The 14,782-nt window shown below is 47.9% G+C and carries 15 protein-coding genes; 1 reads left to right on the top strand and 14 read right to left on the bottom strand.

What is annotated here, in order from left to right; all coding sequences use genetic code 11:
• Position 1: 1 nt before the first annotated feature.
• The 11 genes from hemB to trmH are packed head-to-tail and all read right to left on the bottom strand — an operon-like array spanning position 2 to position 10,756.
• Positions 2-1,006 carry a porphobilinogen synthase gene (hemB, locus tag CEW91_RS01255; protein WP_088767323.1) on the bottom strand — a complete coding sequence of 335 codons (1,005 nt, stop codon included), beginning with the start codon at positions 1,004-1,006 and terminating at the stop codon, positions 2-4.
• A gap of 17 nt (positions 1,007-1,023) precedes the next feature.
• A complete protein-coding gene (locus CEW91_RS01250; protein WP_088767322.1) occupies positions 1,024-2,763 on the bottom strand; it encodes a sensor domain-containing diguanylate cyclase in 1,740 nt (579 codons plus the stop codon).
• Between the two features lie 39 nt (positions 2,764-2,802).
• A complete protein-coding gene (locus tag CEW91_RS01245; RefSeq protein ID WP_088767321.1) occupies positions 2,803-3,582 on the bottom strand; it encodes a TatD family hydrolase in 780 nt (259 codons plus the stop codon).
• A gap of 2 nt (positions 3,583-3,584) precedes the next feature.
• Complete coding sequence (gene tatC, locus CEW91_RS01240) at positions 3,585-4,328, bottom strand: twin-arginine translocase subunit TatC (RefSeq protein WP_088767320.1); 744 nt, start codon at positions 4,326-4,328, stop codon at positions 3,585-3,587.
• The gene (gene tatB, locus CEW91_RS01235) at positions 4,325-4,675 is read right to left on the bottom strand and encodes a Sec-independent protein translocase protein TatB (protein ID WP_088767319.1); all 351 of its coding nucleotides are present in this window, start codon (positions 4,673-4,675) and stop codon (positions 4,325-4,327) included. The genes tatC and tatB overlap by 4 nt, the downstream gene beginning before the upstream one ends.
• A complete protein-coding gene (gene tatA / locus CEW91_RS01230) occupies positions 4,676-4,900 on the bottom strand; it encodes a Sec-independent protein translocase subunit TatA (RefSeq protein WP_088767318.1) in 225 nt (74 codons plus the stop codon).
• Between the two features lie 20 nt (positions 4,901-4,920).
• Complete coding sequence (gene ubiB, locus CEW91_RS01225; RefSeq protein WP_088767317.1) at positions 4,921-6,579, bottom strand: ubiquinone biosynthesis regulatory protein kinase UbiB; 1,659 nt, start codon at positions 6,577-6,579, stop codon at positions 4,921-4,923.
• Positions 6,579-7,184, bottom strand: a complete 606-nt coding sequence (locus CEW91_RS01220; RefSeq protein WP_088767316.1) for a ubiquinone biosynthesis accessory factor UbiJ — start codon at positions 7,182-7,184, stop codon at positions 6,579-6,581. Before CEW91_RS01220 ends, ubiB begins: the two co-directional genes overlap by 1 nt.
• Positions 7,184-7,939: a bifunctional demethylmenaquinone methyltransferase/2-methoxy-6-polyprenyl-1,4-benzoquinol methylase UbiE gene (gene ubiE / locus CEW91_RS01215; RefSeq protein WP_088767315.1), complete on the bottom strand. Its 756-nt coding sequence runs from the start codon at positions 7,937-7,939 to the stop codon at positions 7,184-7,186. The genes CEW91_RS01220 and ubiE overlap by 1 nt, the downstream gene beginning before the upstream one ends.
• A 42-nt stretch (positions 7,940-7,981) precedes the next feature.
• Positions 7,982-10,063, bottom strand: coding sequence for an ATP-dependent DNA helicase RecG (recG, locus tag CEW91_RS01210; protein WP_088767314.1), 2,082 nt, complete (start codon positions 10,061-10,063; stop codon positions 7,982-7,984).
• Positions 10,064-10,072: 9 nt separating this feature from the next.
• Positions 10,073-10,756, bottom strand: a complete 684-nt coding sequence (trmH, locus tag CEW91_RS01205) for a tRNA (guanosine(18)-2'-O)-methyltransferase TrmH (protein ID WP_088767313.1) — start codon at positions 10,754-10,756, stop codon at positions 10,073-10,075.
• A gap of 94 nt (positions 10,757-10,850) precedes the next feature.
• Here trmH and CEW91_RS01200 point away from each other — a divergent pair, with 94 nt between their 5' ends.
• A complete protein-coding gene (locus CEW91_RS01200) occupies positions 10,851-12,059 on the top strand; it encodes an EAL and HDOD domain-containing protein (protein WP_088767312.1) in 1,209 nt (402 codons plus the stop codon).
• Here CEW91_RS01200 and CEW91_RS01195 read toward each other — a convergent pair.
• Genes CEW91_RS01195 through CEW91_RS01185 form a run of 3 tightly spaced genes read right to left on the bottom strand, consistent with a single transcriptional unit; the run spans position 12,056 to position 14,756 of the window.
• On the bottom strand, positions 12,056-12,979 hold the full coding sequence (locus tag CEW91_RS01195; RefSeq protein ID WP_088767311.1) for a cation diffusion facilitator family transporter: 924 nt from the start codon (positions 12,977-12,979) through the stop codon (positions 12,056-12,058). The two genes, CEW91_RS01200 and CEW91_RS01195, sit on opposite strands and share 4 nt — an antisense overlap.
• The gene (locus tag CEW91_RS01190; RefSeq protein WP_088767310.1) at positions 12,979-13,533 is read right to left on the bottom strand and encodes a hypothetical protein; all 555 of its coding nucleotides are present in this window, start codon (positions 13,531-13,533) and stop codon (positions 12,979-12,981) included. The genes CEW91_RS01195 and CEW91_RS01190 overlap by 1 nt, the downstream gene beginning before the upstream one ends.
• The gene (locus CEW91_RS01185; protein WP_088767309.1) at positions 13,533-14,756 is read right to left on the bottom strand and encodes a hypothetical protein; all 1,224 of its coding nucleotides are present in this window, start codon (positions 14,754-14,756) and stop codon (positions 13,533-13,535) included. Before CEW91_RS01185 ends, CEW91_RS01190 begins: the two co-directional genes overlap by 1 nt.
• Between the last annotated feature and the right edge of the window lie 26 nt (positions 14,757-14,782).

Here is a 14,782-nt window from a genome sequence, read left to right as displayed (position 1 = left end):
GCTATTCAGACTTAGCCCACTTTTCAGCAATGGTTTTAGCAAAGTACGTCAAAATCCCATTAGCTCCGGCACGCTTGAAAGCCAGCAAGCTCTCTTCGACAACGTCTTCGCCCAACCACCCATTAGCAATGGCGGCTTGCAACATGGCATATTCACCACTGACTTGATACGCAAAGGTCGGCACACCGAATTCGTCTTTTACCCGACGCACGATATCTAAGTAAGGCATGCCCGGCTTCACCATCACCATGTCGGCACCTTCCTGGATATCCAGAGCAATTTCATGCAGGGCTTCATCAGAGTTTGCCGGGTCCATTTGATACGTCTTTTTGTCTCCGCCCTTTAAGTTGCCTGCAGAGCCCACTGCGTCTCTGAACGGCCCGTAAAATGCACTGGCGTATTTAGCGGAATAGGCCATTATCTGAGTATTATGGAACCCTTCACCTTCCAATACATCACGGATAGCACCAATACGGCCGTCCATCATGTCTGACGGCGCAACAACATCGGCACCGGCCTTCGCATGAGACAACGCCTGTTTAACCAGCACCTCGGTGGTAATGTCATTTTGAACATAGCCATTGTCGTCAATAATGCCGTCCTGACCATGGGTCGTGAACGGATCCAGAGCCACGTCGGTCATTACACCCAACTCCGGGCACTCGGTTTTTATCGCTTTTACGGCTCGCTGCGCCAAACCATTATCATCATAGGCCGCTTCTGCCATTTCAGACTTTGCAGACGCCGGCGTTACCGGAAATAGGGCGACCATAGGAATGCCTAATTCGACTAAACGTTTACATTCAGCCACCAACAAATCGATACTGAGACGTTCGACGCCGGGCATAGAGTCAACCGTTTCGCGTTGATTCTGCCCTTCCAGCACAAATACAGGGTAAATTAAATCGTTCACCGACAGCTGGTTTTCCGAAACCAGCCTGCGACTGAAAGCTGAACGTCTTAACCGTCTTAAGCGGCGTTTTGGGAATGACCCTTCATTCGTCATTTATTACTCCTGCTTTACTACTCAGCGACCTGATCACGACCTTGATTCTTAGCGGTATACAAGGCCTCATCTGCGGCTTTGAAAAGCTCATCCACGTTATCAAAAATACGATTGCTAGTTGAAATAACACCGGCACTGATGGTGATACGCTGTTCTCCGACATCAGTTTCAAAGCGCTGCTCCCTAACCATACTTAGCAATTGCTCAGCAAAGATCCGCGCATCATCAAGGTCTGTTTCCGGCAGAATAATAGCAAACTCTTCGCCACCATATCGACAAACGACATCAGCGGCTCGCTTAGCGTGCTGCCTCATTAAGTTAGCTAACTGTTTTAAAATTTGGTCACCCACCATGTGTCCGTGGGTATCGTTAATGGGTTTGAAACGGTCGACGTCAATCATCAGTAACGCCAATGGTAACTCTCTGCGCAACGTTCTGCGTAACTCGCGTTCAAGGTGTTGCTGGAAATAGCGACGGTTATAAAGCCCCGTGAGCGGATCTTCCATGTTTTTCTGTTCAAGCTCACTGTTAACGTCCTGCAATTCACGCAACGCAATTTGCAGCTCAAAGGTGCGTTCTTCAACATTTTCTTCAAGCTCTTGATTGTACTTTTGCTGCGCCGCCAGGCGTTCTTTGCGCTGCTCGTTGTAGCGCACTGCCAATACCCAAGAAAGTAGCAGTATTTCTATCCCTGAACCGAGCATGATGGCATGGCGTTGAATGAACATACTGTCTATGACACCCAAATAACCGAGCGAGTTTGCAACCACAGACAGCAATAAGCTGCACCACGCCAATGTAAAAATTCGAGCGTACAGGAAACCTTTACGCCATAAGTAAGCACCCACCAACAACAAGAAAAAGCACCCCGGGGCGGCCAGTATCAGTAGCACATGAATGCTGATTCGATAACTGGCAAATATACCGACCACTAAGCTGGCTGCGGACAAAAATGCCATAACCATTAAACCACGCCCCAGTGTATTTCGATATCGCTTCAGCTCTAATAACTGATAGGCAAATAAAGCGGCGGTTAAAAATGTCAGGCTACCAAATATGGGGATGCCCTTATCCTGAAGATAAATGGACTCGGGCCAGAGGTAGTGAAAACCCAGACCTTCCAAAGAGAGCATCAGACCGGCGAAAAACACGGTATATAAGGAGTACAGACCAAACTCCGGTTCTCGCGACGCGACAAACCCGAACAGGTTATACACCGCCATACACAGCAAAACACCGAAGTAGATACCTTCAGCAATACGGCGATTCATTTGAGTTTCAAAGAAGCCGATGTTCGATCGCACCGCTATTGGCAACCGCATAGAGCTTTGGCTGGTCGCGCTAATGTATACCATGCCACTGGTGCCTCCAGGCAGTGGTACCGCAAATTCAGACGTCGGAATTGGGCGCTCATGAAACGGCTTCGTATCGCCGAGTTCATACGTTTTTATACCCGCATCCGTTTGTATGTAAATACTCAACTCATCGAGCAGCGGATAAGCAATGTGCAGCACTCTGTCGGTATTTGAACCTTGTAACTGAAATCGAAACCAATATTCGTCAGTTGTGTAACCAAAGGAGGCTCTGTCTGATTCTAAGGCAGACCATTGCTCGTCATTAAGCCGTTTTACCTCTTCCAGTGACAGCTTTTTCTCACTGTTTGTGTATTCGATGCCTAAAGACGACCCTGTCTTGGTCAGTAACTGTGCGTTCGCTGAAAACGCAACGACCATGCCGATGACAAGTATCATCAGCATAAAATGTTTTATCAGCCGTCGTGTTAAGCGCAATACAAGTTACCCTAAGTTAAATAATCGCTTGGCGTTTTCAGTGGTTTGTTCCGCCAATGCTTCCGCCGATATATCCAGCGCCTCTGCTACTGCAGCCCCAATCACCGGTAAATACTTTGGCGCATTCATTTTAGGACGCGGCTTAATGCCTCGGGGCAGTAAAAACGGTGCATCGGTTTCCAGTACTAAACGCTCAAGCGGAATACTCGGCAAAGCGGCCAGTAATTCGCTGTTACGACGTTCATCACAAATCCACCCTGTTACGCCAAACCAGTGACCTCTCTCCAAATACCGCTCTAATTCTGCTGGCCCGCCAGTAAAGCAATGCGTTAAACAAGTTGTGTCATCATCGCAGTAGCGGTTCAACAATTCAATTTGTTTATCAATAGCGTCTCGCTCGTGGAGGTATAACGGCAAGTTAAGCTCATTCGCTAACTTTATTTGCGCAACGAATACTTGTTCCTGAGTGTCTTGAGGCGAATAATTTCGGTTAAAGTCCAGCCCGCACTCGCCAATAGCAACAACAGCTTTGTGCTCAGCAAGTGCTCTCAACTCATCAGCAAAACTTTCGGGGGCTTCTCCAGCGTCATGGGGGTGAATACCAGCAGTCATTACTAACTGCTGTGGGTATTGCTCACAAAGCTTTATCGCTTCTCGCGTTTCTTCGAGCGAGGTCGCTATAATAAGCTGCCTTGCCACTCTAGCTTTTTCCGCAGCCTCCATCACTTCAGGCAACGCCTTCAATAACCGTTTGTTGGTTAAATTCACTCCAGCATCAAACCACATCGTTAAGCCTCATCAGCCTGTTCTTTGTCATTCGACTTTGCGGGTGTGTACCAGCGACTTATTTGCAAACCCAGCTCAAACAGCAGCCACATGGGAATAGCCAGTAAAGTTTGCGAAATAACGTCCGGCGGCGTTAACAGCATACCGACAGTAAACGCCCCCACAATAATATAGGGACGTTTACGTGCCAACGATTCGCGAGTACTGACACCGCTCCATATCAGCAGCATAATGGCAACAGGCGTTTCAAACGCAATACCAAAGGCCATAAATATGGCCAGGACGAAATCAAGGTAACGGCTTATATCCGTCGCAACCGTAACACCCTCAGGAGCAGCGCCGGTAAAAAAGGCCATGGCAATGGGCAACACCACAAAATACGCAAACGAAATGCCTGCATAAAACAACAACGTACTGCTCACCAGTAGCGGTACCACTAAACGCTTTTCTTTTCGGTACAGACCGGGGGCAATAAAGGCCCAGAGTTGCCATAACAAATAGGGTATGGCGAGCGCCAATGCGATGACAAATGTCAGTTTGAAGGGCGTAAAAAAGGGAGCGGCCACATCGGTTGCTATCATCTGAGCATCGTCAGGCAGGGCCACTAGCAGCGGCTGCGCAAGCAAGTTATAAAGATCATTAGCAAAATAAGCCAATGCCGCAAACACCACCAACACCACGAGCACCGACCGCAACAGTCGATTACGCAATTCCAGCAAGTGGTTCAGTAACGGTGAGTCACTCATTCACTGTCCCTGCTCTTATCTGCCGTATTCGGTGAATTTGAGTCATCTGGCTTTTTCGAATAGGGACGTTGAACGTCAGCGGCGGCATTTCTCAGTTCAACCAGCGAGCGTTGCAATTCAGGGCTAAGATTTTCGAGATCCTGACTTTCGGCCTGTTTTAAGTGCTCGTGCAACTCTTTAATACGAAGTTCATGATCGAGTTCACTTTGGACTTTTTGCGTGTATTGGCGCACACCGCTAAGCATACGTTGGAAGCCACGAATGGCAGAAGGGAGCCGCTCGGGCCCAAGTACCAGCAGCCCGACAATTGCTATCAGCAATAACTCCCAAAAGCCAATATCGAACATTTACGATTTTCCGGATGTATCCGAGTCGTCATGTTGCTCTTTGTCTTGCAGCGACTCTTTCTTTTTTTCTTTATCGTCTTTGTTGTCAGCTTCATCATTCATTGACTTTTTGAAGCCTTTTACGGCATTACCCAAGTCTGAGCCCATGTTGCGCAAGCGCTTGGTGCCAAACAGTAAAACAACAATAACGAGCAGAATCAGTAACTGCCAAGGTGATATACCCATGTGCTTTCCTATAATCGTTTTTAGTTAAATTCGCCGTTCGACGTTTTCGGCCGGCTTCGCCAGGCCATGACGGCTAGTAATATCGTTATTATACCAGAGCCGATAGTTGGCGCCGACAATTCGGTGTCCGTCCATAATAGCGTGGTACAAATGAGTCCGCTGGCACTTAACACGGTCCAGAAGGTTAACGTTGAGGCCTGCTTTTGCGCGCGAAGCAGCGCTTGCCAACGATAGTCATTTTGCTTAGGTTGCGTTTGATACTGGCGCAGACTGTCATAAATCATGTTCGGAATTTCCGGCATTTTTTCCGCCCAGTAAGGCGCATTTTCTTTTACCGAGCGAACAACGGCACGCCAACCTAATTGCTCATTCATCCAGCGCTCAAGGAAAGGTTTTGCGGTTTTCCACAAGTCCAGCTCGGGGTAAAGCTGACGTCCTAAGCCTTCAATGTAAAGCAACGTCTTTTGCAGTAGCACTAGCTGCGGCTGCACTTCCATTTCAAACCGGCGGGCGGTATTGAACAAATTAATAAGCACATGCCCGAACGAAATTTCCGCCAGTGGCTTTTCGAAGATAGGCTCACAAACCGTGCGAATCGCCGATTCGAACTCTTCGATATTGGTGTGGCGGGGTACCCAACCGGAGTCAACATGCAGCTCAGCGACTTTACGATAGTCGCGATTAAAAAAGGCCAAAAAGTTTTCCGCCAAATAGCGTTTGTCGTCCCTGTTCAGGGTACCGACAATACCAAAATCGATGCCAATATAGCGTGGGTGCAACGGGTCGTCTTTGGCGACAAAAATATTGCCAGGATGCATGTCGGCGTGAAAGAAGCTGTCGCGGAATACTTGTGTAAAGAACACTTCAACACCGCGCTCGGCCAGCTTTTTCATATCGACACCACGGGCTCGCAGAGTATCAACATCGCTCACCGGTATGCCGTCAATGCGCTCCATCACCATTACGTTATGGCGGCTGTAGTCACTGTAAACCACCGGAATATAGAGCATGTCAGAGTTTTCAAAGTTACGCTTAAGCTGAATCGCATTGCCCGCTTCACGCAATAAGTCCAACTCGTCTAGCAATGTCTTACGGTATTCTTTAACCACTTCTTTGGGCTTTAGCCGACGCCCGTCGGGCAGGTGTCGCGCCGCCACAGAGGCCAGTGTTTCCATCAACTCAAGGTCGGCATGAATGGTTTCACGAATATCTGGCCGAATGACTTTAATGACCACGTCGACAATATCGTCCGCCTGTTTTAGCTGCGCAGTATGCACTTGGGCAATCGAGGCCGAAGCCAAAGGTGTCGTGTCAAAATCAATAAAACAATCGTCGATACTATTCAGGTTTAACGACTTCTCAATGATCTTCTGGGCCGCTTCACCGTTGAATGGCGGTACCTTGTCCTGCAAGCGCGCCAGCTCAATAGCAATATCCGGCGGCAGTAAGTCACGGCGAGTTGACAGCATTTGACCAAATTTAACCCAAACTGGCCCCAGCTGTTCCAACGCTAACCTTAGGCGAACCCCAGCCGGTTTGTCTTTGTGCTTATTCGGCATCCAGAATAACGCATGACGACCTAAGCGTATCGTCCAGGGTAGCCAACGAGCCGGAATTAAGTCATCCAGCCCGTAAGTCAGTAAGGTTTTAGTGATTTTGTAAAAACGCCGAGTCCGCATTAGCTCTTCCTTTCCCCGAACTGCCTTTGCAGGCGCTCTACTTTTGCACGCAATTGCTGCATATTGTCTTTGAATTCATTAAATTCTTCGCGCGTTGGAAGCAACTGTTTCTCATCTGTGACAACGCCTTTAAACCAACGTTTACTTTCTTCCAACCTTTTCTCGACGTGGCTTCGACTTTTGTGCCACAGTTTCATGAACCAATGTGCGGGGGCATCTCCGAGCGTATTCGCCAATTCGGCTTCCCAGTCGACATCCAGCGACTTAAACAAGCCCACCAGTTGTTGCGCCAACATAGGGTCGCCATCAATATCGAGCTGATCAGCCTTAATTAGACGCGTTAAATTGGCGGTATCCTGCAGTTCCGGTAAAACGCCAAGTTCAGTGCTTATGCAGCAGTCAACGTCATCGCTATCCGCCGTGCTGATATAAATACCCGCTTCATCCACACTAACGGTGGTTGTAAATGGTAACTCTTTAAGTTTCAGCCGAACGCGTTTACCCGCTAAACGGCGCAGTCTTTCAGAGCTTTGCGCGTCTTTTTTTAACAGCGAATTTGCTAACTTCTCAAACAGAACCGTTGGCAATAGCGGTAATAACGTCATTAGAACTTATATCCTCTATGCAGAGCGACAACACCGCCTGTCATATTTTGATAGTCGACTTTTTCGTAGCCGGCGGTTTCCATCATCGACTTTAGAGTGTTCTGATCAGGGTGCATACGGATCGATTCCGCCAGATACTGATAACTATCGGCGTCATTCGCAACCACCAGCCCCATTTTGGGCAGTATATTAAACGAGTAAAAGTCGTACAGCTGATTTAAGGTGGCTGATACAGGTTTAGAAAACTCCAGAATTAACAGTCGACCGCCAGGCTTTAAAACACGCAACATAGAGCGCAATGCTTTGTCTTTGTCGGTCACGTTACGCAGACCAAAAGCAATGGTAATAACATCGAAAGTATTGTCGTCAAACGGCAATTCTTCCGCGTCTGCCTGCACGTAACGCACGTTGCCAACAACACCTCTGTCACGCAGTTTGTCGCGGCCAACTTTTAACATAGCGTCATTAATGTCCGCTAACACCACTTCACCTTCCGGACCCACCCGGCGCGAAAATTGCGCGGTTAAGTCGCCTGTACCACCAGCAATGTCCAGTATTTTCATACCTTTACGAACACCGCTACAATCAATGGTGTAACGTTTCCATAACCGATGAATGCCAAACGACATTAAGTCGTTCATGACATCGTATTTCGCCGCAACCGATTGAAACACGTTGGCGACCAGGTTTTTCTTTTCACTTCTGGCCACTTTTTGGTAGCCAAAATCTATCGAATCATCTTTTCTATCGTTCATTCAAACTGTCCCGAACTCAATTTCCTGTAGTGTACTTGATGTTCACACTTGAGCATAGTGGTCACGCCTTGGTAACCACCGCTCAATCAGCGCATTTGCGCTTTGCGGATACTCTTTCAATACAATTTCAGCAATTCGCTGAGCTTCCGGAATAAGCGGCTCGTCACGCTCTAAGTCCGCCACTTTCAATGCCGCCAAACCGGTCTGTCGATGACCAAGCAATTCACCCGGTCCACGAATTTCTAAATCCTTCTGGGCAATCACAAAGCCGTCGTTACTTTCACGCAAGACGCCCAGCCGCTGCTGGGCCGTTTGCGACAGCGGGCTGTGATAAAGCAGTACACAGTGGCTGGCCACCGAACCTCTACCAACACGCCCCCGCAACTGATGCAACTGCGCTAAACCAAGGCGCTCCGGGTTTTCAATGATCATCAACGACGCATTGGGGACATCCACTCCGACTTCAATAACCGTTGTTGCCACCAAAAGATCAACGTCACCCGCCTTAAATGCCTGCATAACCTGTTCTTTCTGTTCATGCTTGAGGCGGCCATGCACTAATCCGATATTTAACCCCGGCAATTGCTCTTGAAGATCGTTAGCGGTGTCCTCCGCTGCCTGGCATTCCAATACATCAGACTCTTCAATAAGCGTACACACCCAATACGCTTGCCGGCCTTCGCTTTGACACACGTCCCGCACGCGCTCGACTACGTCCTGTCGTCGTGTATCCGGCACCGCCACCGTTGTCACCGGGGTTCGCCCCGGCGGCAATTCGTCGATAATGGACGTGGCCAAGTCCGCATAAGCCGTCATGGCTAATGTTCGGGGTATTGGCGTTGCCGTCATAATTAATTGGTGCGGATGCACACCCGCCTGAATACCTTTCTCCCGCAATTGTAACCGTTGATGTACCCCAAAACGGTGCTGTTCATCAATAATAACTAACGCCAGGTTCTGATATTCAACGTCATTTTGGAAAAGCGCGTGAGTACCCACTAACAGATGAATATCGCCGGCCTTTAATTGGTCGAGTAGCTCGGTACGACATTTGCCTTTCGACTTACCGCTTAACCAGGCAACATTAACGCCCAGCGGGCTTAACCACTGCTCGAACGTAATGGCGTGTTGCTCGGACAGCAGTTCGGTGGGGGCCATTAGCGCAACCTGATATCCTGCCTCAATAGGCGCTAAGGCGCTCAGCGCAGCCACCAGTGTTTTACCTGAGCCGACATCGCCCTGCACAAGCCGCATCATAGGGGCGCCCTGAGCCATATCACCGGTAATTTCATCCACTACACGCTGTTGTGCATTAGTCGGAGAAAACGGAAGCTGGCTTAAAAAGGGCTGAGTTAAACGCCCTGAACCCGCCACTTTAAAGCCGGCTTGCTGCTGTTTCGAGTGTCGCAGTTGCAGCATACTTAATTGGTGAGCAATAAGCTCTTCCATGGCCAGCCGCTGCTGGGCAGGGTGTTCACCTTGTTCAAGCGCTTGCAGAGACACGTCTTTCGGAGGCTTATGAAGCGTTAAAATAGCCTGTTCCAATGATAAATGATGTGGCTGCAACGCATTGGGGAGTAACTCAGGTAAGGCTCCCGGGGTTAAGTAACTCAGTGCTTGCTCTATGACCTTTCTTAGTAGCCCTTGAGTGACCCCTTCAGTCATAGGGTATACCGGTGTCAGCGTATCTTCGGTGGGCACAGCGTCGTCCCCCCGCATCACTTTGTATTCCGGGTGAATCATCTCCCATCCAGTCATACCGCGCCGCACTTCACCGAATGCCAGAATCTTTGTCCCGGCGGCAAACTGCTTCAACTGAGCGGCACTGAATTGAAAGAACCGCAACGAGATGCTGCCGGTGTCGTCCGACGCCTGACAGATCAACATACGCCGACGACCATATTTAATATCAGCATGCCTGACAGTGACCAACACATTCGTCGACATGCCTTGGCGCAGCTGAGCGACCGATTCAATACGGGTGCGATCTTCGTAACGAAGCGGCAGGTGCAATAACGCGTCACTGACAGACTCAAGCCCAAGCTTTTTCAGCTTAACCGCTACTTTGTCTCCAACGCCTTTTAGCACCGTTAATGGAATTCGGTGCAGCCCGTTTTCCGGCACAATGCCCCCTTAACGTTTTTCCCGCATGCTTTGCCACCAAGTCTCATCCGCCATAATTTGACCGCTTTCATCGAGCTCAGGATAAGCTATGCCTTTGCGTTTACACGCTTTCGCATAAATGGGGTGGCCACCCTCAAAAAGCACTCGGTGACGCTCTTGCGCACTCATTTGAGGCGACTGATACATACCGGCCAGTTCACGCTGACGCTGTGCTTCATAAAACATTACCGCTCCTGCCACTGACACATTCAACGACTGCACCATTCCCACCATGGGTATCATCACATGATGGTCAGCTTGCGCCAACGCCTGCTCAGTCACCCCGTACTTTTCCTGCCCAAGTAGAATAGCCGTTGGTTTTGTGTAATCAATGTCTCTGAAGTCGACTGAATGCTCTGATAAGTGCGTCACCACAATCTGCATTCCCTGCTCACGCACAGTGCTTATAGCGTCATCCATAGACCGGTGATTATGAATTTTCACCCAGTTTTGACTGCCTAGTGCAGTGCCACCCGATAGTCTTGCCTTTTTAGTCAGCCATACCGCATGCATTTCATGTACACCCACTGCGTCGGCAGAGCGCACGACCGCTGACAAATTATGGTTCTTATGAACATTCTCCATAATTACCGTTAAGTCAGGCTGGCGTTTATCAAGCATTTGGTTAATTCTTAAATAGCGTTCGGGACTCATTGCATTTTTTCGAAAAAAGAACTAATTATTAGCAGTATACCCGAGTCAGTGAATCAGTCCTAACCGAAAACAACGACACAAAACAGGACATTGAATGTCATATTCGTACATCGCCAGACAACCGATTCTTACCCGCGACCAAAGAGTTTACGGGTACGAATTATTGTTTCGCGACAGTGAAGCAAACAGCTTCCCGAATATTGATCCCAACGAAGCCACATCAAAGCTTTTGCTCGAACAGCACTTACTGGGTGACATTCAAACCTTGTGTATGGGCAAGCAGGCGTTTATTAATTTTCATGCGCAAACGTTGTTGAATGACTTCCCGTCTTTTCTTAATGCCCGAACGGTCTGGGTGGAGTTGCTTGAAACCGTTGGTGTCGACGAGCCCTTATTAAAAGCCTGCAACTCCGCCAAATCAAAAGGTTATCGCATCGCCCTTGATGATCACGACTTCGATAATCAGTGGGAGCCCGTCATTCCCATGATCAATATGGTCAAAATTGATATTCAGGAGCAGGGGCTGGCTCTGGATGACAAGATAAAATACTTCAAAGAGCAAGGCGTTCCGTTACTTGCGGAGCGCGTCGAAACCAGAGAAGAGTTTGAACGCTGTCTGGAGCTCGGTTTTGACTACTTTCAGGGATTCTTCTTTGAGCAACCGCAAGTACTTCAACGAAAGTCACTGTCTCCCAACCGACTCAGCATGCTGACACTGCTGAAAGAGACCCACAAAGACGATATTGATTTAAAGGCGTTGCGGCAGATTATCGAGCAAGACTTATCACTCACCTACAGTTTGCTAAAGCTGGTCAACAGTGCCTTGCACGGTGGCCGCAAACGAATAGAAACTATACAGCACGCGTTGGCCTATTTAGGCACCAATGAGATAAAGCGTTTCATCACACTGGTGGTTTTGGCCAATGTGTCTGCAGGCGAGCCCGAAGAGCTGACCATAAAGTCAATTACCCGTGCACGGTTTATGGAGCTTATTAGTGCTGAAATTCTTAGCGAGAAGTACCATTCTGCTGCGTTTTTAACGGGCATGCTGTCATTACTGGATGTTATTTTAGGTGTCTCTATGGAAGACATATTAAAGCAGCTTCCTGTGTCGAAAGACATCGAACGCGCCCTATTAAAACGTGAGGGTGCCTGGGGCTTTTTACTGGAAATGACCGAGCTGTATGAACGCGGTAAGTGGGACAAACTGGAAAAGCATCCGTTAAAACAAAAAATGAACGGGACTAATGTTGGTCAATTATACATCGATGCCAGTCAGTGGTGCCGCCTCGCCATCAGTTAAGCCACCCATTTCTCGTCTTTGGTAAAGGCAACTGTCAGCCACCAGCGGTACCCCAGTTTTACAATTTGACTGTGTATTTTTTCGCGAATGGCATCCTGGCGTAACACCGTGACAGAAAAGTCGTCGGGTCTAACAATAAAATCAATTTCCAGAAATACGGTACGGCCAACTTTTTGGATACGAACCACACTCGAGTCGAAGTTATTCTCTTTTTCAACCTCTTCCACAATTCGGTTTAACTGCTTGACAAGTTTTCCTTTCGGCTGAAAACCAATGAGTTCTTTGGCACTTTGGATTAGCCCTTTCAGCGGAGTAGCAATAAACGCAAGTGACGCTACCAACACCAATACCGGGTCAATATAGGGCACCCACTCTTCCATCGAAACGCGCATGAGTATTAGCGCACCAACAAAGCCAATAAATATGCCCGTAGACAAAATGGTATCCAGAAACCATTCGTAAGACTCAGAGCGAACTAAGTCTGACTCCAAATTGGCTGAGGCTTTTTTGAAATAAAAGTAAACACCCGCACAGACAACCGAGGAGATAAGCGAATACACCAACGCCACGTCGATATTCACGTCACTGCCGCCAGCGGCAATATCAAAGGCGGCAGCAAAAGCAGAATACACACATAAGACAATTAACGTGAGGTATTTAACGCCGACTAAAAAAGGCTCAATAGCGCTTTTGCCATAAGGAAAGGACACACTGTCGTCGGCGTTCACATTTTTAGCAGCAATGAGCGACAAATAGGACAGTAATAAGCTGATACCCGAGTACAAGCCGTCAAAAAGCACTACTGACGAACCGGTTAACAGCCCAACCACAATACCCGACACCGTGAAGAACAACGAGGCCAAGACCGATAACGATAACAGCTGTGACTCTAACTCCGGATCGAGCTTTTTACTGAACATTACCTATCCTTACGATAAAAATTTGCCGAGATATTATTCATACCGAAGAGTTCGCAGAGTCTTCGCCCTTCTTCCGAGTAGGCTTCCGCAAAAATCCCCTTAGCTTGCGGGGTTTCCTTTAAATACTGATTCAAGAGACGATACCCCTGGCGTATGAGTTTCATTGCAACAGAACTGTTTCGCAAAGTCTTCGTCACCACGACGGCGCTAATATAAACATAGTGCGGTGCTGTTTGAGCATCCTGCCCTGAAACCACGCTGAACTCAGTCTCAGAGCACTTCCCCTCTAAAAACGCCATTGCTTCATCTGTTTTTACGCGCATGGCTGAGAAGTGGCCTAACATAGTGTCACCCTGCATAGCACAAACAAACAATGACATATTGTTCCGACGATGCTTTAACCAATACTGACTCTCGTTATCTTGCGAGTCATAGCCGGAAATATCATCGGCTGATAGCGCGACGGTTTTTTCAACAATGTCATCAACGGTGTAGCCCATTCCCTGTAATTCTGCATAGGTGAAAAAGCCGGGGCTTAACTGTTTTTCTTGCATTAACTTCGTACCGCTTTTTTGGTGAGCCGACGCATTCTTACAATGCCCAAAATCGCTACAAATAAGACAAAACTAACACTAATCGCAGCTATCCCGGAATATATCGCTAGCATATTAAGCGGCTTTTTCTGGATAAGTGATTCAGCTAACACGAATAGTAACGGCACCGCCTCGAAAAAGAACACGATAATAGCAATGTAGTTTATCGTGCGGGTTTCTTTTTCTGCCTGCGCAGCATTCGACAGGTTTACCCGCTGTTCGAGAAAGCTCTGGTTTTTTCGGTACGTTTCCAGCGAACGATCAATATCGAACTTTTCGAATAAACTGTCAGCCAACTGCTGGGCTGATGGATAGAGAAATATATCTAAATCCCAAAACAAAATGGCCGCTTTAAAATCGCCCATCAAGTCATTAATGTCGTCCAGTTCCAGTTTCTCATCGGTTTGTATTGAATGAGTTACTCGCAAGTTCGCACGTTTTATAGACGCTTCTCTGAACATCAACAACTCAATAATAAAGGTCAGCATTAAGTCACGCCGAATGGCATTTACTGACGTGCCCGATAGCTCAGGATCATCATTATCCAGATTACTGTCGTAACGAAGCACAGTTGTCTTGCTCGCGTATATCTCACTGCTGTTGTACACCGCTATATTTTCCTGCCAACAGCCTTGACCAAAGGTCGGCAATAAACCCGCCGACTCCATCACATCGGACTCAAACATCTCGTTCGCAAATATCGACGGCTTTAAAATGTCTGACAGCTTTTGACCTGTACTGAGGCAAACTCGTGCTTTGCCGGACACCTGCAATCCATGGTTTGCTTTTAAGTATTCATAGAAACTGGCGTTACGCTCATCACCATTCGTTATTTCAATGCCTTCACGCGAGACTCTGTCTAACAGCTGAGTTATTGGCTCACCATTAACACCAAATACAATCGTTAAAATGCATAACTGAGTACGCTGGTTTAAGGTGAAATAAACGTCACCCGGCAGTTGCTCGCAATTCGTGTCCTTTTCACTTTCGCCGTAAAAGTTAAATGAAAAACGACCCAGTGTTCCGCGTTCGAACTGGTTCCAGCTGCGGTTAGACACTTCTTCTGAAAACCTGTCAGCCATTTCACTGACATAGGACCCTTGTTCAGTTTCAACCGCTTTTAGTGCTTTTCCGTCCAAATAGCAAGGAATAAACACATAAGCCCTGCCAAAAAACTGATCCATAAACGCCTCCTTTTGCAAAAATATAC

This window comes from Idiomarina piscisalsi (assembly GCF_002211765.1).
GTDB classification, from domain to species: Bacteria; Pseudomonadota; Gammaproteobacteria; order Enterobacterales; family Alteromonadaceae; genus Idiomarina; species Idiomarina piscisalsi_A.
Note: the sequence above shows the minus strand (reverse complement) of the source record. Positions and strands in the feature narration are given on the sequence as shown.

What these genes read in the sequence shown, in the direction of transcription:
- tatB (WP_088767319.1), bottom strand. Translation starts at nt 4,675, where the DNA reads ATGTTCGATATTGGCTTTTGGGAGTTATTGCTGATAGCAATTGTCGGG.
- hemB (WP_088767323.1), bottom strand. Translation starts at nt 1,006, where the DNA reads ATGACGAATGAAGGGTCATTCCCAAAACGCCGCTTAAGACGGTTAAGA.
- tatA (WP_088767318.1), bottom strand. Translation starts at nt 4,900, where the DNA reads ATGGGTATATCACCTTGGCAGTTACTGATTCTGCTCGTTATTGTTGTT.
- CEW91_RS01190 (WP_088767310.1), bottom strand. Translation starts at nt 13,533, where the DNA reads ATGCAAGAAAAACAGTTAAGCCCCGGCTTTTTCACCTATGCAGAATTA.
- CEW91_RS01200 (WP_088767312.1), top strand. Translation starts at nt 10,851, where the DNA reads ATGTCATATTCGTACATCGCCAGACAACCGATTCTTACCCGCGACCAA.
- tatC (WP_088767320.1), bottom strand. Translation starts at nt 4,328, where the DNA reads ATGAGTGACTCACCGTTACTGAACCACTTGCTGGAATTGCGTAATCGA.
- CEW91_RS01220 (WP_088767316.1), bottom strand. Translation starts at nt 7,184, where the DNA reads ATGACGTTATTACCGCTATTGCCAACGGTTCTGTTTGAGAAGTTAGCA.
- CEW91_RS01195 (WP_088767311.1), bottom strand. Translation starts at nt 12,979, where the DNA reads ATGTTCAGTAAAAAGCTCGATCCGGAGTTAGAGTCACAGCTGTTATCG.
- ubiE (WP_088767315.1), bottom strand. Translation starts at nt 7,939, where the DNA reads ATGAACGATAGAAAAGATGATTCGATAGATTTTGGCTACCAAAAAGTG.
- CEW91_RS01185 (WP_088767309.1), bottom strand. Translation starts at nt 14,756, where the DNA reads ATGGATCAGTTTTTTGGCAGGGCTTATGTGTTTATTCCTTGCTATTTG.
- CEW91_RS01250 (WP_088767322.1), bottom strand. Translation starts at nt 2,763, where the DNA reads ATGCTGATGATACTTGTCATCGGCATGGTCGTTGCGTTTTCAGCGAAC.
- CEW91_RS01245 (WP_088767321.1), bottom strand. Translation starts at nt 3,582, where the DNA reads ATGTGGTTTGATGCTGGAGTGAATTTAACCAACAAACGGTTATTGAAG.
- trmH (WP_088767313.1), bottom strand. Translation starts at nt 10,756, where the DNA reads ATGAGTCCCGAACGCTATTTAAGAATTAACCAAATGCTTGATAAACGC.
- ubiB (WP_088767317.1), bottom strand. Translation starts at nt 6,579, where the DNA reads ATGCGGACTCGGCGTTTTTACAAAATCACTAAAACCTTACTGACTTAC.